Source organism: Mycobacterium gordonae, from assembly GCF_001417955.2.
Taxonomy (GTDB): domain Bacteria; phylum Actinomycetota; class Actinomycetes; order Mycobacteriales; family Mycobacteriaceae; genus Mycobacterium; species Mycobacterium gordonae_B.
In genome coordinates this window covers 1-20,574 of record NZ_LKTM01000005.1, presented here as the reverse complement: position 1 = coordinate 20,574, position 20,574 = coordinate 1, and the positions used below count along the sequence as shown (strand labels likewise).

Here is a 20,574-nt window from a genome sequence, read left to right as displayed (position 1 = left end):
CCCTGTTCCTCCTCGCCCTGCCCCTACTCCTGAGCCTGTTCACCTACGCCGTCCCCGGCGACGCCGGCCTCTCCCTGACCAAAGCCATCGAGAAGGTGTCGACCCAACCGGGTCAACTGCTGGTGCTGTTGATCATCGGCGGGGCGTTGATGGGCTGCGCTTCCTCGATTCGGGAGATCGTCAAGGAACAGGCGATCTACCGCCGCGAACACGGCATCGGACTGTCCGGCGGCGCCTACCTCGCCTCCAAGCTCGCCGTGCTCGGGGCGATAGCCACCGTCCAGGGACTGATCCTGGGCCTGCTCGGCGTCGCCTTCCTGCCGCCGCCGGACCAGTCGGTGGTCATACCCTGGCCGCGGGTCGAAGTGGCGGTAGCAGTCGTCGCGGTGACCGTGGTGTCGATGGTCCTGGGTCTGCTCATCTCCGCCCTCATCAGCAACGCCGACCGCGGCATGCCCCTGCTCGTCGTCGTCGTCATGGCCCAACTCGTGCTCTGCGGCGGCATGTTCCCGGTCAAAGACCGCATCCCCCTGGAACAACTCGCCTGGCTCTCCCCCTCCCGCTGGGCCTACGCCATGGCCGCCTCGACCGTCGACCTCAACGATCTGCGGCGGACCGCCGGCGGAGATCAGGACCCGATGTGGGATTACGACGTCAGTAGCTGGCTGGTCGCCGCGGCCGCGTGCTTCGTGCAGGCGGCCGTGCTGGTGCTGTTCGCCGTCGTGCGGCTGAGGCGCATGGGACCGCAACGAAGGGCCAGAAGATAACGCCGTCGAGCCGCAACGAATACGCTGGTGATCGCCCCATCGCGCAGTTTGCGGTTCGCGCTCGTACCCGGAGGTGGTTGATAGTGTCGGCGACATTGGTTGATTGGGAGGATCAGCGATGAGCGACACGGAGGGTTCGCGGGTGGGGACGATGTTCGGGCCCTACGAACTCAAGCGGTTGCTGGGCCGCGGCGGGATGGGCGAGGTCTACGAGGCCGAGCACACCGTCAAGGAGTGGACGGTCGCCGTCAAGGTCATGACTGCGGAGTTCAGCAAGGACCCGGTGTTCCGCGAGCGCATGAAACGCGAGGCCCGCATCGCCGGCCGGCTGCAGGAACCCCACGTGGTCCCCATCCACGACTACGGCGAGATCGACGGCCAGATGTACCTCGAGATGCGCATGATCGAGGGCACCGACCTGGACAGCGTGCTCAAACGCTTCGGCCCGCTGACCCCGCCGCGCGCGGTCGCCATCATCACCCAGATCGCCTCGGCCCTCGATGCCGCGCACGCCGCCGGGGTCATGCACCGCGACGTCAAACCCCCCAACATCCTGGTCACCCGCGACGACTTCGCCTACCTGGTCGACTTCGGCATCGCCAGCGCCACCACCGACGAAAAGCTCACCCAGCTGGGCACCGCCGTGGGCACCTGGAAATACATGGCGCCGGAACGGTTTTCCAACGACGAGGTCACCTACCGCGCCGACATCTACTCGCTGGCCTGCGTGCTCTACGAATGCCTCACCGGTGGTCCGCCCTACCGCGCCGACAGCGCCGGTTCCCTGGTGACGGCGCATCTGATGAACCCGGTGCCGCAGGCCAGTACCGCCCGCGCCGGCATCCCGAAAAGCTTCGACGCGGTCATCGCCCGCGGCATGGCCAAGAAGCCCGAGGACCGCTACGCCAGCGCCGGCGATCTGGCCCTCGCCGCCCACGAAGCGCTAAGCTCGCCCGACCAGGACCATGCGGAGAACATTCTGCGCCGCAGCCAGGAGGCCACCCTGCCCGGTCCGCCAACCGCGTCATCGCCACCGACGATGCCGGCCACCGCGGTGGCACCGCCCCAGCGCCCGGGGCCGCCGAGCACCCCACCGCCGCGGCCTTCTGGTCCGCAGTACGGCTCGGGACCGTCGGGACCGTCGGGGCCGGCACCGCAGCAACGGCCGTCCAACCCGGCCGGGCATCCGGCCTGGAACCCGGTCAGCGGCCCGATTCCGGCGTCCGGCCCGCCCTCCCAGAACAATCCGCAGTACCACCAGAGTGGCGGCTGGGGCGGTGGTCCCAGCACACCGATGTCCTCCGGCCCGATGCCATCGGCCTGGAACCAGGGACACCGGCCACCGGCCCCGGCCAAACGCAACCCGTGGCCGATCGTCGCCGCCGTCGTCATCGTGCTGGTTCTCGTCGTCGGCGGCGTGATCATCTGGAAGGTGACCCGCCCCGAGCCCGCGGCCAAGGTGAAACCCGTCGCCGAGGACCGGCTGAGCTCGCTGCTGCTGACTTCCTCGGAGGTCAACGCCGTGATGGGTTCGTCGACCATGCAGCCCGGCAAGCCCATCACGACGGTGGACTCCTCGCCGGTCACCCTCTCGAATCCGGACTGCCAGGGTGCGATGTACGGCAGTCAGGGTCCGGTGTACGCCGGCAGCGGATACACCGGAATCAGTGGGCTGGTGTCGTCGGAGCCCGGCGACAACTACGACCACTGGCTCAACCAGGCGGCCATCGCCTTCCCGACCGCCGACAAGGCGAAGTCGTTCCTGCAGTCCTCGGTCACCAAGTGGAAGGGCTGCGCCGGTAAGACCGTCACCGTCACCAATAAGGGCAAGACCTATCGGTGGACGTTCTCCGAGGTGCAGGGCAGTTCGCCCAGGATCACGGTGGTGGACGCTCAGGAAGGCGCCAACGGCTGGGAATGCCAGCGGGCGATGGAAGTGGCCAACAACGTGATCGTCGACGTGAACGCCTGCGGCTACCAGATCACCGATCAGGGCGGTCAGGCGGCCGACAAGATCGTCGCCAAGGTCAACAAGGAGAAGTAGCCTTTCCCGCTAGGCCTGGCCGGGCAGGTCGGGGCCTTGGGCGCGGAGGTCGTCGACGGCCGACATCGCTTCGCGCAGCTTGGCCAGCCACTCCTCGGTGTGCTCACCGACCAGCTTGACCGACCAGGCCAGTGCGTCGGCGCGCGATCGCGCGACGCCCGCGTCCACCAGGGTGTCGAGCACCTGGCGTTCCGGTTGCTTAAGGCGCGTCATGACCGGTACGGCGATGTGGGTGAACAGGATTCGTTCGCCGTTCACCTCGACGCCCCAGGAGACCTTGCGCCCGTAGCGTTCCTGCGCTTCTTCGGCGATGGCCATCCGCTCAGGACGGGTTTCTTCGCGGAATCGCGAGACCCGCCCCTCGGCGCGGGCGGAGCTCTCGTCGCCGCCCTCCGGCAACTTGCCGACGACGGTGATCTCCTCGCGGTCGACGATGACGGTCGGGTCTCCCTCGAACCATGCTTCGGGAAGGCGGCCGGCGAACCACTCGGGCGCGCCGCTGGCATCGGGTTGCTCGGCTTGCTGCCAGCCCCCGGGACGCCCGTGCCGACGTCCGTGGTGATGATGAAGTTTCATGATTACATGATTACACCGTTACACGTGTAAGCAAGAGGTGTTCGCCGCCGGCGAACACAGCCAACGACGGCGAGCACTTGCTCCGGACCGCTGGAAACCGTTGCCATCGGCCATTCGCAGTTGTATTTTTAGGAGCGAAGCAGGCCCGGAAGTGACCGAATCTCAAGCGCCGGAAGAAGGGTGAAAAACGGCCGCGTAAGACCCGCAGTAGTCGGAGTCAACAACGCCCCCGCGAGTCACGCCGGGCCTGCCCATGTGCCGGGCCTCTCCGGCGAACAGACATGAACTCGCACGAAAATGCCTCGCGCCGTGCGAGTTTGCGTCTGCTCGCGAGGGGGCGTGCGCGGGGGCTAGCCTCGCCGGACGCGGAAGAGTTTGGCCTCATTCTTGATGTTCTTCAGCCGGCGGGCGCCGGCGAATGACCACTGGAACCCGGCGTCATCGCCGACGGCCTCGCAGACCGCGTCGGTTGCCAGCACGGTTCCCGGCCGCGCCACCCCGGTGACCCGGCTGGCCGCATTGACCGGACTGCCGAACCAGTCCCCGGCCCGGCTCACCGCCATGCCCTTGGCGACGCCGGCTCGCAGGCGAGGGAAGTCACTGTCGTTGTCCACCACGTCGACCAGCTTCAGCACGGTGTCCAGCAATGGCGCCGGCTCGGGGCACACGAACATCACCGCGTCGCCGATTGTCTTGATGAACCGTACCGGCGGAGCGGTCAGGTCCCGGGCCAGATCCGCGAGTCGCCCGGCCAGCTGGCTCAATTCCTCGGCGGACACGACTTCACCGAGCTTGGTGAACCCGACCAGATCGGCGAAGGCAACCGCGACCGGGCGCGCTCCCGGCAACGGCTTGCCCGCGGCCCGCTCCCCGGCATTGACGGCTTCGGACTCCATCATGTGCCGCAGATGCATGAACAGCATCTGGTGAATCATCGGTCCGAGCAACGGCGCGATCTGGTTGATCAGCGCCTTCGATCCCTGCGCGATCTGCACTTCGGTGGCACCCGGCTTGATGATCGCCGCCAGCGCGGTGTACCGCATGACCTCGGCCGCATGGGAAAGGCCGTCGGCGAGGACGCGGACGACGGCCACCACCTGATCGGGGTTGAGCCCCAGGTCGACAAAGCGCTGCGCAAACGCGGCCGCCTCGCCGTCGGCGCGCATGTGCACGACCGCGTCCGGGTCGTCCACGCGGGCCAGTCCGACGGCCCGTTGCACCCGTTGCAGCAGCTCCAGGTCGATGCCGTAGGTCTCGCTGATCTCCCGGGCGGACACATAGGTGCCGTCGTCGCCGATGACGTGACGGGAGGCCAGCAACAGGGGCGGGTTGGTGGTTCGAATCTCCTCCGCGGTGACGCCCTGTTCGAGCAGCCAGCGCACCAGTTCGGCGCGCTCGACGCGCGCCTGGCCCTCGAGTCCGTTGAGCAGGTGCTCGATATTCGGGTCGTCGGCTTGGTCTAGGTGGTCGGCCACCCAGTCCACGTTAGAGCCAGGGACAGGTCATCATGTGAGGTGATGACCGAACCACTGCTCGACGGGCTCGCACCGGTGATCGACGGCCGCGCCGAGGTACTGGTGCTGGGCTCCTTTCCCAGCGTCCGCTCGCTGGCCGAGGGCCAATACTATGCCAACCCGCGCAACGCCTTCTGGCCGATTATCGCGGAGTTATTCGGGTTCGATTGCGCCGCAAGATATTCCGAGCGACTGGCGGCGCTGCAGTCGCATCGGGTGGCGCTGTGGGACGTGTTACGCAGCTGCCGCCGGACCGGCAGCGCGGACGCCGCGATCGACCCGAAAACCCTGGTGCTCAATGACTTTGACTGGCTGTTCGCCGCCTATCCGGGGATTGCCCGGGTGTACTTGAACGGTGCGGCAGCGGCCAGGCTGTTCGAGCGGACGGTGGGCTGCCCGGCGGCCGTGACGTGCCACCGGCTGCCATCTACCAGCCCGGCCCACGCCATACCGCGGGCGGCGAAACTCGCCGCGTGGGCGACGCTGATCGACGGCGGTTCATGACACCGGCGGTCGCCGGTGGGCCCACGGCCGGGCCGCTTCGATCTGCGCGGACAAGGACAGCAGCGTCGCCTCGTCATACGGCCGGCCGACCAGCTGCACCGACATCGGCAACCCGTCATCGTCGAAATCCCATGGCACCACGGCCGCGGGCTGCCCGGTCAGATTCCAGATCTGCTGATACGGAACCCGTTGCGCCACCAGCAGAAGCGTGGACACACCGCCACGTCGTTGGTAGGCGCCGATGCGGGACGGGCCGGCCGCGGTGCCCGGTGTGATGACGACGTCCACGTCGTCGAAGATGGCCTGAATCCGGGTGTCCAAACCCGTTTCGGCCGTTCGCAACCGGGCCATCGTCCGATCGGAGAAGAACGAGCCGAGGCGGGCGATGGCGCGGGTGCGCCGCTCCAGCCGCTCGGGGTGAGCCTGCGCGTCGGCGTCGTCGCTGATGCCCCGCAGGAACCGGGGCAGGTAATTCGCATACAGCGACGCCGGGTACGCCGGGTCGCGCTCGATCACGTCGTGACCGAGGTCGCGCAGCAACGCTCCGGCCTGCTCGACCGCATTCAGTTGCGCCTTGCCGACCCGCACCGGCATCGGCGTCGGCACCTTGGTGCTCAACGCGATTCGCAGCGGCCCGGGTTGCCGCGTTGCGGCAGCGGCGAATTCGCCCTCGGGACCGGGCACCGTATTCGTCGCGTCGAGGAGCAACGCCGCGTCGAGAACCGACCGCGCGATCGGGCCGTTGACACTCAGCCCCTGCCACGCATCGTCGTGCGGTTCCAACGAGATCCGGTCGCGCTGTGGTTTCAGCCCGAACAGTCCGCACCAGGTCGCCGGGATGCGGATCGAGCCGCCGCCGTCGGAGCCCAGGGCCAGCGGCACCAGACCCGCCGCGACCGCCGCGGCGCTGCCGCCGCTGCTGCCCCCGGGTGTGCGACGCGGATTCCAGGGGTTGCGGGTGGCACCGAAGGTCAGCGACTCGGTGAAGGGCATGATCATCAGCTCCGGCACCGAGGTCTTGCCGATGATCACCGCGCCCGCCGCGCGTAGCCGGCGCACGACTTCGGCGTCATCGGTGACGGCCGGGCCGTGCGCGCCACTGCCGTACGTGGTCACCTCGCCTGCGACGTCGACGTCGTCCTTGATCGCTATCGGCACGCCCAGCAGCGGCCGCCGTTCGCCGGCGTCCAGTCGTTGCTGGGCGATCTCGGCTTCCTCGCGCGCGCCGTCGTAGCGCACCACCCGGAACGCGCGCAGCTCGCTGTCCAGCTGCTCGATGCGTTCCAGATATAGCTCGAGGAGCAGCGGCGCGTCGATGTCGCCGTCGGCCAGCATTCGCGCCTGTTCAGCAGCGCCGGCGAAGGCGAGATCGCGGGGGTCCACTGCCGCAGCGTATCTCGCGCGTGTCGGACGGTGCCACGCGCGCCGAACGTGAGCTGACGGCGAAGAAGCGGCCGCCGATTTCCCGCCGTGGTTGCACGTTCGGCGATACAGCGGGCGCCAAGTAGCGTGGCGACATGTCCTGCGTATTCTGTGCGATCGTCGCCGGCGAAGCCCCGGCCATCCGGATCTACGAAGACGACAACTTCCTGGCGATCCTCGACATCCGGCCCTTCACCCGCGGCCATACCCTGGTGATCCCCAAGAAGCACAGTGTCGACCTCGACGACACCCCGCCGGAGACACTGGCCGGGATGATCACGCTCGGCCAGCGCATCGCCCAGGCGGCCAAGGCCACCGAATTGGCCGACGCGACCAACATCGGCATCAATGACGGCCGCGCTGCTTTTCAGACCGTTTTCCACATTCACTTGCACGTACTGCCCCGGCGCAACGGCGACAAACTCTCGGTGGCCAAGGGCATGCTGGTGCGCCGGGATCCCGACCGGGAGGCCACCGCGCGCATCCTGCGCGAGGCGCTGGCACGCATCGAGGCGAGTAACTAGCGGCGACCCGGGTGTTGGACCTGCGCCAATAGTGCCGCCGGAGCGCGCGCAGCGGTTTATTCTGTGGGAGCGTGCGGTGAAGCTCCTAGGTACTTCGCCTGCCTGATTGCATGTGCGAGCGGGAGCGATTAATGAAGCGCTGGACGGGGATGCAATGCCCGTTCACCGGGCTGACCCTGGGAGTCACAACTGCCGTCGTCGGCGGCTACGGTCTGGCGGCCGCGCTGGTCATCGCGTCATCCGTCTGGGGCTGGCAGGGCGCGTACGCGACCCGTCCGGCCGTGCAGGTCGTGACCGTGCTGTGCCTGGCCTTTGCGGCCGCCTGCGCCTGCCGAGCCGCGCGGCACGCGATCGGGCGCCGCCGGTATGGCTGGCTGGCGCTGGCGGTGGCGCTGACCGGCTGGGCAGTCGGCGAAATCATCTGGTCGGTCTACGACGTACGGCCCGCGGTCGAACACGCCAGCCATCCGGCTGCCGGGGAGATCGTGCTGCTGCTCTACCCGCTCGGAGCCTTCGCAGCGATGGTGCTGCTCTCCAATCCGCCCGCCGGCCACAACTTGTGGCGGTTGGTGCTGGACGGCGTCATCGTGTCCATGTCGCTATGGGTGGCGTCGTGGGTGTTCGTTCTGGACAAGCTGCTCAAGACCGATAGCAGCTCAAGGCTGGTGACGGTGGTGCATGCCGGCTCCGACGTGGTGCTCATGACGACCGCGATTCTCCTCTTGTCGAGAACTCGTCCGGGTCGGCGGCGCAGCGTCAACCTGTTTGCCGGCGGGGTCGCAACCATCATGCTCGCCGACATGCTCGTCCTGTTCCAGACGGGGATCGGCAGTTACCACACCGGCGACGTGGTCGACGTGAGCCGGGTGGCCGGACTGGGCCTGATGGCACTCGCGGGTCTGGTCAGCGTGAAAGAGCCCGACGTGGTCAATACGGGCTCGGAAATCAGTTCCTACACCAGACTGTGGCTGCCCTACCTGCCGGTGTTGCTGGCCGCCGCCGTCGGGTTGGGGCACGCTCTGCGCCTGATGCGGCACGGTCCCCTGCTGGTCGGGTTCGGCATCCTGGTCGCGGCGGTGCTGGCCCGCCAGTTCGTGGTGCTGGTCGAAAACCAGGGACTGCTGAACGAGGTGGCCGAGGAGGCCTTCCGGGACAGCCTGACCGGGCTGGCCAACCGCGCCAACTTCCTGCACAAGCTGGAGCAGGCCGTCGCCCAGCGTCGGGAGAGTTCCGCGCCGATCGCCGTCATGTGTCTGGACCTCGACAACTTCAAGTCGGTCAACGACGCACTCGGCCACCCGGCCGGCGACGAACTTCTGGTTCGGGTCGCCGGCCGGCTCACCACCACCCTGGGCGAGCAGGGCACCGTCGCGCGGCTCGGTGGTGACGAATTCGCGGTACTCATCGAAGGCCCGGTGGAGGAGTCGCACGCGGCCGCCCAACGCGTACTCGAATCATTCAATGCGGCAATCGTTGTCGACGGTGTTCCGTTGGCGGTCCGGCCCAGCATCGGTTTCACGGTGGCCGCGGCGGAATCCGATTACACCGTCGACGAACTGCTGCGCCATTCCGATCTGGCCATGTACGCCGCCAAACGCGAAGGCGGGCAATGTATCCGCAGTTTCGTGCCGGATCTTCCGCTGCCCTACGCGTTGCCCGAACTCAACGACGAGTCGATGCTGGCCCTGAAAAACAGCCTGGAGAACGGGTTCGACGGCGGTCGCCTGCACCGAAGCCCCACCCCCGCCAATGCGGCAGTGCTGGCGCGCGCGATCAAACCGCTTGCCGCCGGCCCGAAATCGGCGTCGGACGACGTTCACGACGTACCCAACGCCGTGCGGTGGCCTCCCACCGCGGTACGAATCGGACTGGGAGCGTTGGCAATCGGTGTCCTGGTCTTCGCGTCCACCTGCCTGCCCGACCCGCACGCCGACCACTCCCCGTTCTTCGCCAACGTCTTTTATCCGATCCTGAACTTCTGCGCGGCCGCGCTGATCGCTTATCGCGCCCACCGGGTGCAGGCCGACCGCGTGGCCTGGCTGCTGATCGCGGCGGGCACGGCGGTTTCCGCGCTGGGTGACGTCATCTATGCGAAATGGGTCCCGGACGGCCAGTCGCCGTCCATCGCCGACCCCGCCTACCTGGCCTTCTACCCGCTGGTCTACGCCGGCCTGCTCATGCTGATGCGGTCACGGCTGAAGCGGGTGCCCCTGCCGATCCGGCTGGACTGCGTGGTGTGCGGTTTGGTGATGGCTTCGGTGGCCGCCGCGCTGACCGCAGGGCCCATCCACACGGCCGCGATGAAAGCACCGGCCACCGTGCTGGTGGGCCTGATCTACCCATGGCTCGACCTGGTGCTGGTGGCGCTGGCCGCCGGAATGCTTCCGATCCTCGGCTGGCGCCACGAATTCCGCTGGGGCCTGCTGGTGATCGGGTTCGTCATGTTCGCGGCCGCCGACACCGCGTACCTGTTCGAGACTTCGGCCGGGTCCTACCGGGTCGGCACCATGCTCGACGCGTTCTGGCCCGCGTCCTATCTCCTGATCGCGGTAGCGAGTTGGACGGCGTGGTCGTCGGCGCCCCCGCTGCCCAGACGCTCGCTGGGGTCCTACGCCGCACCGGTGGCATGCACCATCGTCGCGCTCGCCGTCACCGCGATGAGCCACGAGTCACGGGCCGCGTCGATCCTGGCCGCACTCAGCCTGATCGCCGTCGCGGCGCGCTTCTCGGTGACTTTCCGCGAAGTGAGCATCATGGCCGAAACCCACAAGCAGGCCATGACCGATCAACTGACCACCCTGCCCAATCGGCGCTCGCTGGCGACGACGCTGACCGCCGTACCACTGACCCCGCCGCCGGGCATCGGACCCGCGTTGAACACCCGGAGGCCGACCCGTCGAGCACTGCTGCTGCTGCAACTTCAAGAGTTCGACGAGATCAGCCAGACGGTCGGCCACCGCTTCAGCGACGACCTGCTGTGCCGGGTCGCCGATCGTCTGACCCAGAACGTTCGTCGTGAGGACATGCTCGCCCGAGCGGGTGACGACGAGTTCGCGATCCTGCTTGCCGAGGGCGCCGATCTGATCGCCGCGCGCGCGCAGGCGGGCCGGTTGCTGGAAGCGTTGAACGAGCCGTTCACGCTGGACCCGGTGACCGTGCAGGTCGACGCCCGGATCGCCATCGCCCTGTTCCCCGACCACTGTGAACATCCGCAGGAACTGCTCAACCGTGCCGAGATGGCCCTCCCGCACGCCAGGTCCGCCAAGAGCAGGATCGCGGTGTACGACGCCGCGTACGAGCTTTACCGCGACAACGACCCCAGCCTGGTCGAGGAACTGCGCGCCGCGCTGACCGAAGGCAGCGAGCAGCTGACCTGCCACTACCAGCCCAAGATCAATGCGGGCGACGGCAGCGTGCACAGTGTGGAGGCGCTGTTGCGCTGGCATCACCCCAACCGCGGGCTGCTGCTGCCGGAGGAGTTCCTGCCGGCCGCCGAGCGAGCCGGCCTGATGCGCAAGGTGGCCAACCGCACCGTCCACCTCGCCCTCGAACAGGTGAGGAGCTGGCGCGACCAGGGTGTGGCGCTGACCGTGGCGGTCAACCTGTCGACCACCAACCTGCTTGACCTCGACCTCGTCGGCACCATCGAGCAGCAGCTGAAGACCCACGGTCTGCCCCCCGACGAACTCATCATCGAGATCACCGAGAGCACGCTCGTCGACTCGGCGCGCTCCCGCAAAACGGTCGCCGCACTGCAGCGCCTCGGTGTGCGGATCTCACTGGACGACTACGGCACCGGCTGGTCGTCGCTGGCCCGGCTGCAGGACGTCTCGGTCGATGAGCTGAAGCTCGACCGGGTGTTCGTGGCACGCCTGGCGCAGGACCCGCGCTCGGTGGCGATCGTGCGCTCGACGGTGGCGCTGGCCGAAAGCCTCGGCGCGGACCTGGTCGCCGAGGGCGTCGAGGACGAGGTGACGCTGCGGGCGTTGCGGCAGTACGGCTGCACCATCACTCAGGGGTTTGTGCACAGTCCCCCGTTGCCGGCCGGGGACCTGCTGCAGTGGATCGCCGAGCACGCCCCCGAACAGGCCCCCGAACAGGCGGTAGCAACCGACTAGAACAGCTCCTTGGCCAGCAGCTCCAGGGTGGCTACCCGGGCTGGTCCCGTCCTGGGATCGGTGCCGCGGCGGGCCGACGCCACCGGGTGCACCATCACCTCGTCGACATCGAAGCGTTCGGCCAGCGCCCGCACCTGCTCGGCCGCCTCCGACGGCGAGCCGACGACCGCGCGGGACATCCCGCTGTCCACGATGTGCTGCTGTTGCGGCGTGAGGGTGGCCTGGTGTGCCTCTTCGACGAGCTGCACCGGACCCAAGGGCTGTCCGGTGCGCAGCCGGGCCATCATCTGCAGGTTCGGCAAGATCAATTCCCTTGCCTCATCCCGGGTTTCGGCCACCGACGCGTTCACCGTCAGGAACGTGACCGGCCGCGGTGTGAGATCGCTGGGCCGGAAATGGCTGCGGTAGTACTGCAACGCCTCTTCGGTGCCCTGCCCCGAGAAGTGGTGGGCGAACACGTAGGGCAGGCCCTTGGCGGCGGCCAGGCGCGCGGAATACATCGACGAGCCGAGCAACCACAGTCGCGGTTCGCCGGCGGCCGCCGGTGTGGCCTTGAGCGTGTAATCCCCCGAACGCAGCGGCACCCGCACTCCGCGGGCGCTCATCAGCGCGACCACGTCGTCGAGGTACTCGGGGAAGTTCTCGATGTCGCGGTCGTCGCGGCCGCCACGCAGCGCGTAGGACGTCACGGGGTCTGAGCCGGGCGCACGGCCGATGCCGAGGTCGATACGGCCCGGCGCGGCGGCCTCCAGCAGGGCGAACTGCTCGGCTACCGCCAGCGGCGCGTGGTTGGGCAGCATCACCCCGCCAGAGCCCAGACGCAGCTGGTCGGTCTGCGCGGCGAGGTAGGCGATCAGGACCGGCGGGCTGGTGGCGCCCACCGAGGGCATGTTGTGGTGTTCGGCGACCCAGTAGCGGGTGAAACCCAGCCGGTCAGCGGTCTGCGCCAGCGACACCGTGGCCGCGAGCGCGTCGCTGGTGGACTGGTCACTACGCACCGGGACCAGGTCAAGGACGGAAAGACGCACGGTCGGCACAACGCGCCCTGCCGGGAAGATGTTCCCCGGCTCAGTAGTTCAGCAGCGTGAACGAGTTGACGATCATGTCGAATTGCTCCTGAGAGATGGGCGCACCGCCGGGAATGCTGTCGCTGGCCAGGAACTGGGTGCGCTGCGTGTACGGCTGAAACCGCTTGAAATAGTTGGCGAATCCGAGCCCGTGGTCGAGGCGGGCCAGTTTGAGTTCCCCCGCCAGGACCGTCGCACCCAGCAGCGCGAGGCTGGTGCCCTGGCCGGACAGCGGCGAGGCGCAGTACGCGGCGTCGCCGACCAGCGCAACCCGCCCGATTGACCAGTGGTCCATCACGATCTGCGACATCTCGTCGAAGTAGAAATCCGGTGCCTTGCGCATGAGTTCCAGCAGCTGCGGTCGGACCCAGCCGTCGTCGGCCATCCGCCGTTCCAATTCGGCGAACTGAGCTTCGGTGTCGCGGTAGTCGATTCGTAGTTCGGGGTCCATGAACCCCAGCATCGCCCGCGCCTCGGAGTTGCGGCGCGCACTGTAGATCCCGGCCATGCTGGCGTCGCCGTAGTGCCATTTCTGCCAGTAGTCCAGGTCCAGGAAGTTCGGCACGGTGAAGATCGCGGCAAATGTGCCGAGCCGCTTGATGAATCGCTCTTCGGGACCGAACACCAGCCGGCGCACGTTGGAGTGCAGGCCGTCGGCGCCGATCACCAGGTCGAAGCTGCGGGCATCGGAATTCTCGAAGGTGACGTTGACCGCGGGACCGAGGTTCTCCAGCGTGTCGATGGTGTCGTCGAACCGGAACTCGGTCTTCAATTTCGTTTCGTCGTACAGCAATCCGACCAGGTCGTCGCGCAACAGCTCGATGTCCGGATTGTTGATCGGCCCGCCCGTCGGCGTCGCCTCGGTGTCCTCCGACAGCACGTTGCCGTCCCGGTCGACCACCGAGGATCCCCGGATGTTCGTCTTGCAGTTCTCGGCTGCGTTCCGCAGACCCATCCGGTCGAGTACTTCGAGCGCCGGGCCGCGCACGTCGATCGCCTGACCACCCGGCCGCAGCCCCGGATAGCGCTCCACCACCGTGACCGCATAGCCGTTACGCTGCAGCCAGTACGCGGCGGTGAGACCCGCCACACTGGCACCGGACACCAGGACCGATTCCACCATTACTTGATTCCTGCCAGCTTCTTCGCGTCTTGGAAAACCTCATCGAGCATTGCCGGAGTCAACCTACCTGTGAACATGTTCTGCTGGCTCGGGTGGTAGCAGCCCAGCAGCCGCGCGCCCGACGGCAGCTCGGCGACGGCGCCGTGGCCGAACTTCGGCTTGCCCGCCCCGCCGGTGAGCCGCAACGCGATCTGCCAGGCGAACCCGCCCAGCGCCACCACCACCCGGACGTACGGGGCCACCAACCGCCACTCGGCGTCCAGCCAGGGCGCGCAGGTGTCGCGCTCCGCCGGCGTCGGGGAGTTGGCCGGTGGCGCACAACGAACCGGCGCCGCAATCCGAATGTCCTTGGTGCGCAACCCATCCGCGGCATCGACGCTGGTGGGTTGGTTCACCATTCCGGCCCGGTACAGGGCCGCGTAGAGCTGGTCGCCGGAACGGTCGCCGGTGAACATCCGGCCGGTCCGGTTGGCGCCGTGCGCGGCCGGGGCCAACCCGACGATCAGCAGCCGCGGCCGCTCCGACCCCCAGCCCGGCACCGGACGTCCCCAGTACGGCTGGTCGGCGAAGGCGCGCCGTTTGGCCAGGGCGACGTCCTCGCGCCAGGTGACCAGCCTGGGGCAGGCCCGGCACACGCTGATCTCGGCGTCGAGCTGGGCGATCGTTTTCGCGGCGTTCGCCAGCGCCGCGACGCCGGCGGCGTCGGCGGCCACGGGTGTCCTCGGCGTCGCCCGGTCACCCGGCCATCCGGACCCCGGCGGCACCGGCGAGGCGTAACTCTGCCCGGTATTGGGATGCATGAGCACACGACCATCCTGCCCGGCCGGGAAAATCGGTGGTCTCGGTTGTGGCTTTGGCGCTAGATTCAGCCGCGATATCCCATGACCGAAAAAAGCCGCGGCCCGGCATTTCTGCTCCTGTTCGCCACCCTGATGGCGTGTGCGGGCGATGGCATCTCGATCGTCGCCTTCCCCTGGCTGGTGCTGCAGCGGCAGGGCAGCGCGGGTCAGGCGTCGATCGTGGCCGGCGCGACGACGCTGCCGCTGCTGTTCTCCACCCTGTTGGCGGGGACGGCGGTTGACTACTTCGGTCGTCGGCGGGTGTCGATGGTCGCCGACGCGCTGTCGGGTTGCGCGGTGGCCGCCGTCCCGGTGATCGCCTGGGAGTACGGCACCGAGGCGGTCAACGTGGCCGTCTTGGCAGCTTTGGGCGCGTGTGCGGCCGCCTTCGACCCGGCCGGGATCACCGCCCGCCAGTCGATGCTGCCGGAGGCGGCCGCCCGGGCGGGTTGGTCGCTGGACCGGGTCAACAGCGTCTACGAGGCGATCCTGAACCTCGCTTTCATGGTCGGTCCGGGTATCGGTGGCCTGATGATCGCCACGGTGGGCGGCGTCAACACGATGTGGATCACCGCCGGCGCGTTCGGGTTGTCCATCGTGGCGATCGCCCTGCTGCGCCTGGACGGCGCGGGTAAGCCGGTGCATGCCTCGCGCCCCGAGGGTCTGGTGTCGGGGATCTCCGAGGGGTTGCGATTCGTCTGGAGCCTGCGGGTGCTGCGCACGCTGGCCCTGATCGACCTCACCGTCACGGCGCTGTATCTGCCGATGGAGAGCGTGCTGTTTCCCAAGTACTTCAGCGACCGCCACCAACCGGGTCAGCTGGGCACGGTGCTGATGGCGCTGTCGCTGGGTGGCCTGGTCGGTGCGCTGGGATATGTGGCGCTGGTGGCGAGGTTGTCGCGCCGAGTCATCATGCTGACCGCGGTGCTCACCCTCGGTGTGGCGGCGACGGTCATTGCGCTGCTGCCGCCGCTGCCGGTGATCTTGGCGCTGGTGGGGCTGGTGGGCCTGGTCTACGGGCCGATTCAGCCGATCTACGCCTACATGATCCAGACGCGGGCGCCGGCACATCTGCGGGGCCGGGCAGTCGGGGTGATGACGTCGCTGGCCTATGCGGCAGGCCCCTTGGGGTTGTTGCTGGCCGGGCCGCTGACCGATGCCGCAGGCTTGCACGTGGCGTTTCTCGCGCTGGCGCTGCCGATCCTGGTCACCGGGGTGTGCTGTATCCGGCTGCCGTCGCTGCGCGAGCTCGATCGGGTGCCCTCGCCCGTCTAGGGACCCAGGATCCGGCGCTTCTGCTGCTCGAATTCCTCGTCGGTGAAAACACCTCGCTGCCCAGGACCGCGAGGGGAACCTGGCTGCGATATCCAGACGCGAATTTCGCGGTGAGGTTCCCCTCGCGGTCTTTGAGTGTCGTTCAAGTCGATCGGCTGCCGCGCTCAGCGCATTTGCGCGGCCGTAGGATCGATCCGGTGAGTACCGGTTTGCTGGAGGCGCTGATCGCCGAACTGCCCGAGGGAATGGTGGTCACCGATCCCGCCGTCACCGAGGGTTACCGGCAGGACCGGGCGCTGGACCCGTCGGCGGGCAAGCCGCTGGCCGTGGTCCGGCCGCGGCGCACCGAAGAGGTGCAGGCGGTGGTGCGGTGGGCGGCGGCGCACAAGGTGCCGGTAGTGACCCGCGGAGCGGGCAGCGGCCTGTCCGGCGGAGCGACGGCGGTGGACAACGGGATCGTGCTGTCGACGGAGAAGATGCGCGACATCACCATCGACCCGGTGACCCGCACCGCGGTGTGTCAGCCGGGGCTGTTCAACGCCGAGGTGAAGAAGGCGGCCGCCTCGCACGGGCTGTGGTACCCGCCGGACCCGTCGTCGTACGAGATCTGCAGCATCGGCGGCAACATCGCCACCAACGCCGGCGGCCTGTGCTGCGTGAAGTACGGCGTCACCACCGACTACGTGCTGGGCATGCAGGTGGTGCTGGCCGACGGCACGGCCGTCCGGCTCGGCGGACCCCGATTGAAAGACGTTGCGGGACTTTCCCTTACAAAGCTGTTCGTCGGCAGCGAAGGAACGCTGGGCATCGTCACGGAAGTGACGCTGCGGCTGCTGCCGGCGCAGAACGCGTCGAGCATCGTGGTGGCCAGCTTCGCCTCCGTCGAGTCGGCGGTGGACGCGGTGCTCGGGGTCAGCGCGCGGCTGCGGCCGTCGATGCTGGAGTTCATGGACCAGGTGGCGATCAACGCGGTCGAGGACACCTTGCGGATGGACCTGGACCGGTCGGCGGCCGCCATGCTGGTGGCCGGTTCGGACGAACGCGGGCGCGCCGGCACCGAGGACGCCGAGCTGATGGCCGCAGTGTTCGCCGAACATGGCGCGACAGAGGTGTTTTCGACCGATGACCCGGATGAGGGCGAGGCGTTCGTCGCCGCCCGCCGGTTCTGCATCCCGGCGGTGGAGGCCAAGGGATCGCTGTTGCTCGAAGACGTCGGGGTGCCGCTGCCGGCGCTGGGCGCCCTGGTGACCGGCATCGCCCGGATCGCCGACGAGCGGGACCTGATGATCTCGGTGATCGCCCACGCTGGTGACGGGAACACGCACCCGTTGCTGGTGTTCGACCCGGCAGATGCGGCGATGGCCGAGCGGGCCCAGCTGGCCTACGGCGAGATCATGGATTTGGCGGTCGATCTGGGCGGGACCATCACCGGTGAACACGGGGTCGGCCGGCTGAAGCGGCCGTGGCTGGCCGACTACCTCGGACCCGACGTCATGGACCTCAACCGGCGCATCAAGGCGGCGCTGGACCCGGACGGAATCCTCAACCCGGGCTCGGGAATCTAAGGGCCTTTTTCGCCCCCGTCGAGCGTGAACCTGGCTTCACGCTCGACGCCCAACGTGAAACCAGCTTCACGCTCGCGCGGCGGCTGGGCGTTGACACGTTGGCCGAGGTGTCGTACTAATAAGACATGACTGCGGTTATGTCTCACGAGGCCCCGGCGAAGTTCGAGTTGGCCACCGCCGAGAGCTGGGCGAACCCCTGGCCGATGTACCGGGCGCTGCGCGACCGCGACCCGGTGCATCACGTCGTGCCGGCGGGACGCCCCGACCACGACTACTACGTGCTGTCCCGGCACGCCGACGTCTGGGCGGCGGCCCGCGACCATGAGACCTTCTCATCGGCCGAGGGTCTGACGATTAACTACGGCGACCTGGACATGATCGGGCTGCGCGACAACCCGCCCATGGTGATGCAGGATCCGCCGGTGCACACCCAGTTCCGCAAGCTGGTGTCCCGCGGCTTCACGCCACGCCAGGTGGAGGCCGTCGAACCCAAGGTGCGCGAGTTCGTTGTCGAGCGCATCGAGAACATCCGGGCGCGCGGCGAGGGCGACATCGTCGCCGAGCTGTTCAAACCGCTGCCGTCGATGGTCGTCGCGCACTACCTCGGTGTCCCGCAACAGGATTGGGCACAATTCGATGGCTGGACCCAGGCAATCGTCGCGGCCAACACCGCCGAGGGCGGAATCGTCGGCGCGCTGGAAACCGTCGGCGACGCGGTCGGGACCATGATGGCCTACTTCACCGCACTGATCGAGCGACGCCGCACCGAACCGGAGGACGATACGATTTCGCACCTGGTGGCAGCCGGACTCGGCGCCGACGGTGACATCTCCGGCATCCTGTCGATCCTGGGCTTCACTTTCACCATGGTGACCGGAGGCAACGACACCGTCACCGGAATGCTCGGTGGCTCAATGCCTTTGCTGCACGAGCGGCCCGACCAGCGGCAGCTGCTGGTCGACGACCCGGACCTGATCCCCGACGCCATCGAGGAACTGCTGCGGCTGACCTCGCCGGTGCAGGGCCTGGCCCGCACCGTCACGCGCGACGTGACGATCGGGAACACCACCATCCCAGCCGGCCGGCGGGTGCTGCTGCTGTACGGTTCGGCCAACCGCGACGAGCGCCAATACGGCGACAACGCCGGGGAACTCGACGTCACCCGCCGGCCGCGCAACATCCTGACCTTCAGCCACGGCGCACACCACTGCCTGGGATCGGCGGCGGCCCGGATGCAATCACGGGTCGCCCTGGGTGAACTGTTGAGCCGCTGCCCGGGGTTCGAGGTCGACGCGGCCAACGTCGTGTGGTCCGGCGGCCACTACGTCCGGCGGCCGCTGTCGGTTCCGATCCGGGTCAGCACCTGATGGCCGGTGACTGGCTGGGCGAGCGGCGCAGCGAGGTCGCGGCGGACCGGATCCTCGACGCCGCCGGTCAACTGTTCACCGGGCACGACCCCGCATCGGTCGGCATGAACGAAATCGCCAGGGCCGCAGGCTGTTCCCGCGCAACGCTGTACCGGTATTTCGACAGCCGGGAGTCGTTGCGCACCGCCTACGTGCACCGCGAGACGCATCGATTGGGACGCGAGCTCCTGCCGTTGATCGAGCGGATCGAGGACCCACGGGAGAGGCTGGTCGCCGCTATCACCGCCACCTTGCGGATGGTTCGCGAAAACCCAGCACTGGCAGCATGGTTCGGGTCCACTCGGTTGCCGATCGGCGGTGAAATGGCCGGACAGTCGCAGGTGATCACCACGCTGGCTTCGGGGTTCATCAGCTCATTGGGGCCCGACGACCCGTCGACCATCGAGCGCCGCGCCCGGTGGGCGGTGCGGGTGATCATCTCGATGCTGATGTTCCCCGGCCGCGACGAGGACGACGAGCGGGCGATGATCGAGGAGTTCGTGGCGCCGGTGGTGGCGCCGGTATCCACCCGCAGTTGACCGGGCGATCAGGCCACCCAATAAGCTTGCGACTTAATGGATTTCCTCGGAATCCCGAAGTCCTCCCGCAGCACCTTGACGACCGAGCGCGTGGTCCGGCTGTCGCAGGCCACCCAGCCGAAATGACAGCCCCCGTCGCACGCCGCCGACCGCACCGCCTCGAGCAGCGCCCCGCCATTGCGGTCCACCCAGGTGACGTCGGCGTCGCGCGCCACCGGCAGGTGCTTGTCGTCGTCGCAGCCGGCCTCCAGGAACACCTGGGCGGGAGCATCGCCGATCGCCGCGAGCAGCGAGTTGATCGCGGGCAGTGAGGCGCAGTCGCCGACGATGATGTACCCGGCCGGGCGCGGCTCGGGGACGGCGAACTTACTGCCCATCACCGTCGCTTCGATGGTGTCGCCGGGCTGGGCCGCCCGTGCCCAATGGGATGCGATGCCGTCGTGCAGCGCGAACTCGATGTCGAAGGTGTCGGCGGCGGGGTCGGGATTGACCAGCGTGTAGCCGCGCTGGTGCGACTTGTCACCGTCGGCGAACCACAACCGAATCCACATCGTCGGATGCACCTCGTGCGCGGCGAGCAACCCGCCCCCCTCGAAGCTCAACCGGTGGTAGTGCGGGCTGATTTCTTCCCGACCGGTCACGGTGAGCCGATAATCCCCCGCTCGCAGCAGTTTCAGCACCGCCCCGGCAAAGCCGCGAGACGTTTTGTGTTCGCTCAACTGTTCTGACCCTTCGTCACCATGGCATCCAACTTAGGTTAGGGTAACCATTCCAGTTGGATCGAACCCGGGTGTGACGAACCGGGGTCTAGGCGGAGCCGGTGCCGCCGGCCCCGCCGGAACCACCGGAACCGCCGGAACCGCCCGTGGAGTTGCCGACCCCGGTCGGGGCGTCGCCGGTCTTGCCGGCAACCCCGTCACCGCCACCAGCGCCGGATTTGCCGCTGGAACCGGTTCCGCCGATTCCGCCGGTACCTCCGGAGCCGCCGTTGCCGCCGAAGCCGCCCAGGTTGCCACCGGTTCCGTTGCCGCCGACTCCACCGGTTCCACCCGTGCCGCCCTGGCCGCCGGTGCCGCCGGTGCCGGCCGTGTTGGCTCCGCCAGCGCCGCCGGCACCGCCCTTACCGCCGTGACCGGCGTTCGCGGCGGCTCCGCCGCTGGCCGCGCCGGCTGCCCCGGCCCCGCCGGCGCCGCCCTGGCCGCCGGTGCCGCCGACGCCGGCGGTGTGGCCGGCGGTGACCGTGGCACCCCCCACCCCGCCGCCGCCGCCCTGGCCGCCGGCTCCGCCAACG

Annotated in this window: 16 protein-coding genes and 1 pseudogene; 9 read left to right on the top strand and 8 right to left on the bottom strand. The window is 68.4% G+C overall.

What is annotated here, in order from left to right:
* Together AO501_RS02895 and AO501_RS02890 are read left to right on the top strand one after the other, a co-directional pair.
* Window positions 1–767, top strand: a 767-nt coding sequence (locus tag AO501_RS02895) for an ABC transporter permease (protein ID WP_156452277.1), incomplete at its 5' end; no start/stop codon positions are given.
* Window positions 768–885: 118 nt separating this feature from the next.
* Window positions 886–2,811: a serine/threonine-protein kinase PknH/PknJ gene (locus AO501_RS02890; RefSeq protein WP_055576305.1), complete on the top strand. Its 1,926-nt coding sequence runs from the start codon at window positions 886–888 to the stop codon at window positions 2,809–2,811.
* A gap of 9 nt (window positions 2,812–2,820) precedes the next feature.
* Here AO501_RS02890 and AO501_RS02885 read toward each other — a convergent pair whose 3' ends face one another.
* Window positions 2,821–3,387, bottom strand: a complete 567-nt coding sequence (locus tag AO501_RS02885) for a hypothetical protein (RefSeq protein ID WP_055576304.1) — start codon at window positions 3,385–3,387, stop codon at window positions 2,821–2,823.
* A 350-nt stretch (window positions 3,388–3,737) separates the two neighbouring features.
* Window positions 3,738–4,862, bottom strand: coding sequence for an adenylate cyclase regulatory domain-containing protein (locus tag AO501_RS02880; RefSeq protein WP_055576309.1), 1,125 nt, complete (start codon window positions 4,860–4,862; stop codon window positions 3,738–3,740).
* 42 nt (window positions 4,863–4,904) lie between these two features.
* Here AO501_RS02880 and AO501_RS02875 point away from each other — a divergent pair, with 42 nt between their 5' ends.
* On the top strand, window positions 4,905–5,405 hold the full coding sequence (locus AO501_RS02875) for a DNA-deoxyinosine glycosylase (protein WP_055576303.1): 501 nt from the start codon (window positions 4,905–4,907) through the stop codon (window positions 5,403–5,405).
* On the opposite strand, the gene AO501_RS02870 is transcribed toward AO501_RS02875, so the two are convergent.
* The gene (locus AO501_RS02870; protein ID WP_055576302.1) at window positions 5,400–6,788 is read right to left on the bottom strand and encodes an amidase; all 1,389 of its coding nucleotides are present in this window, start codon (window positions 6,786–6,788) and stop codon (window positions 5,400–5,402) included. The two genes, AO501_RS02875 and AO501_RS02870, sit on opposite strands and share 6 nt — an antisense overlap.
* Before the next feature lie 134 nt (window positions 6,789–6,922).
* On the opposite strand from AO501_RS02870, the gene AO501_RS02865 reads away from it, so the two are divergent.
* Window positions 6,923–7,351 (top strand): HIT family protein, encoded by a 429-nt coding sequence (locus tag AO501_RS02865; RefSeq protein WP_055576301.1) that lies wholly within the window; start codon window positions 6,923–6,925, stop codon window positions 7,349–7,351.
* A gap of 149 nt (window positions 7,352–7,500) precedes the next feature.
* Window positions 7,501–11,469: a diguanylate cyclase domain-containing protein gene (locus AO501_RS02860; protein ID WP_055576308.1), complete on the top strand. Its 3,969-nt coding sequence runs from the start codon at window positions 7,501–7,503 to the stop codon at window positions 11,467–11,469.
* Here the strand turns inward: AO501_RS02860 and AO501_RS02855 are convergent.
* From AO501_RS02855 to AO501_RS02845, 3 genes are read right to left on the bottom strand one after another with little or no spacing between them, the layout of a single operon-like run.
* Window positions 11,466–12,497 carry an LLM class flavin-dependent oxidoreductase gene (locus AO501_RS02855; RefSeq protein WP_055576307.1) on the bottom strand — a complete coding sequence of 344 codons (1,032 nt, stop codon included), beginning with the start codon at window positions 12,495–12,497 and terminating at the stop codon, window positions 11,466–11,468. The two genes, AO501_RS02860 and AO501_RS02855, sit on opposite strands and share 4 nt — an antisense overlap.
* Window positions 12,498–12,537: 40 nt before the next feature.
* A complete protein-coding gene (locus AO501_RS02850) occupies window positions 12,538–13,656 on the bottom strand; it encodes an FAD-binding protein (RefSeq protein WP_156452278.1) in 1,119 nt (372 codons plus the stop codon).
* Between the two features lie 2 nt (window positions 13,657–13,658).
* Window positions 13,659–14,459 carry a uracil-DNA glycosylase gene (locus AO501_RS02845; protein WP_055576299.1) on the bottom strand — a complete coding sequence of 267 codons (801 nt, stop codon included), beginning with the start codon at window positions 14,457–14,459 and terminating at the stop codon, window positions 13,659–13,661.
* 81 nt (window positions 14,460–14,540) lie between these two features.
* On the opposite strand from AO501_RS02845, the gene AO501_RS02840 reads away from it, so the two are divergent.
* The 4 genes from AO501_RS02840 to AO501_RS02825 all read left to right on the top strand — a co-directional run bounded on the left by AO501_RS02840 (window position 14,541) and on the right by AO501_RS02825 (window position 19,283).
* The gene (locus AO501_RS02840) at window positions 14,541–15,773 is read left to right on the top strand and encodes an MFS transporter (RefSeq protein ID WP_055576298.1); all 1,233 of its coding nucleotides are present in this window, start codon (window positions 14,541–14,543) and stop codon (window positions 15,771–15,773) included.
* Between the two features lie 245 nt (window positions 15,774–16,018).
* Window positions 16,019–17,338, top strand: coding sequence for an FAD-binding oxidoreductase (locus AO501_RS02835; RefSeq protein ID WP_371935001.1), 1,320 nt, complete (start codon window positions 16,019–16,021; stop codon window positions 17,336–17,338).
* A 125-nt stretch (window positions 17,339–17,463) separates the two neighbouring features.
* The gene (locus tag AO501_RS02830) at window positions 17,464–18,705 is read left to right on the top strand and encodes a cytochrome P450 (RefSeq protein WP_197419753.1); all 1,242 of its coding nucleotides are present in this window, start codon (window positions 17,464–17,466) and stop codon (window positions 18,703–18,705) included.
* Window positions 18,705–19,283 carry a TetR/AcrR family transcriptional regulator gene (locus AO501_RS02825; protein WP_055576295.1) on the top strand — a complete coding sequence of 193 codons (579 nt, stop codon included), beginning with the start codon at window positions 18,705–18,707 and terminating at the stop codon, window positions 19,281–19,283. Before AO501_RS02830 ends, AO501_RS02825 begins: the two co-directional genes overlap by 1 nt.
* Before the next feature lie 8 nt (window positions 19,284–19,291).
* Here the strand turns inward: AO501_RS02825 and AO501_RS02820 are convergent, their stop codons facing one another.
* Entirely contained in the window at window positions 19,292–20,002 is a 711-nt protein-coding gene (locus tag AO501_RS02820) for a siderophore-interacting protein (RefSeq protein ID WP_055576294.1), read from the bottom strand.
* An 88-nt stretch (window positions 20,003–20,090) separates the two neighbouring features.
* Window positions 20,091–20,574, bottom strand: a pseudogene (locus tag AO501_RS37675) (hypothetical protein); the annotation flags it as partial.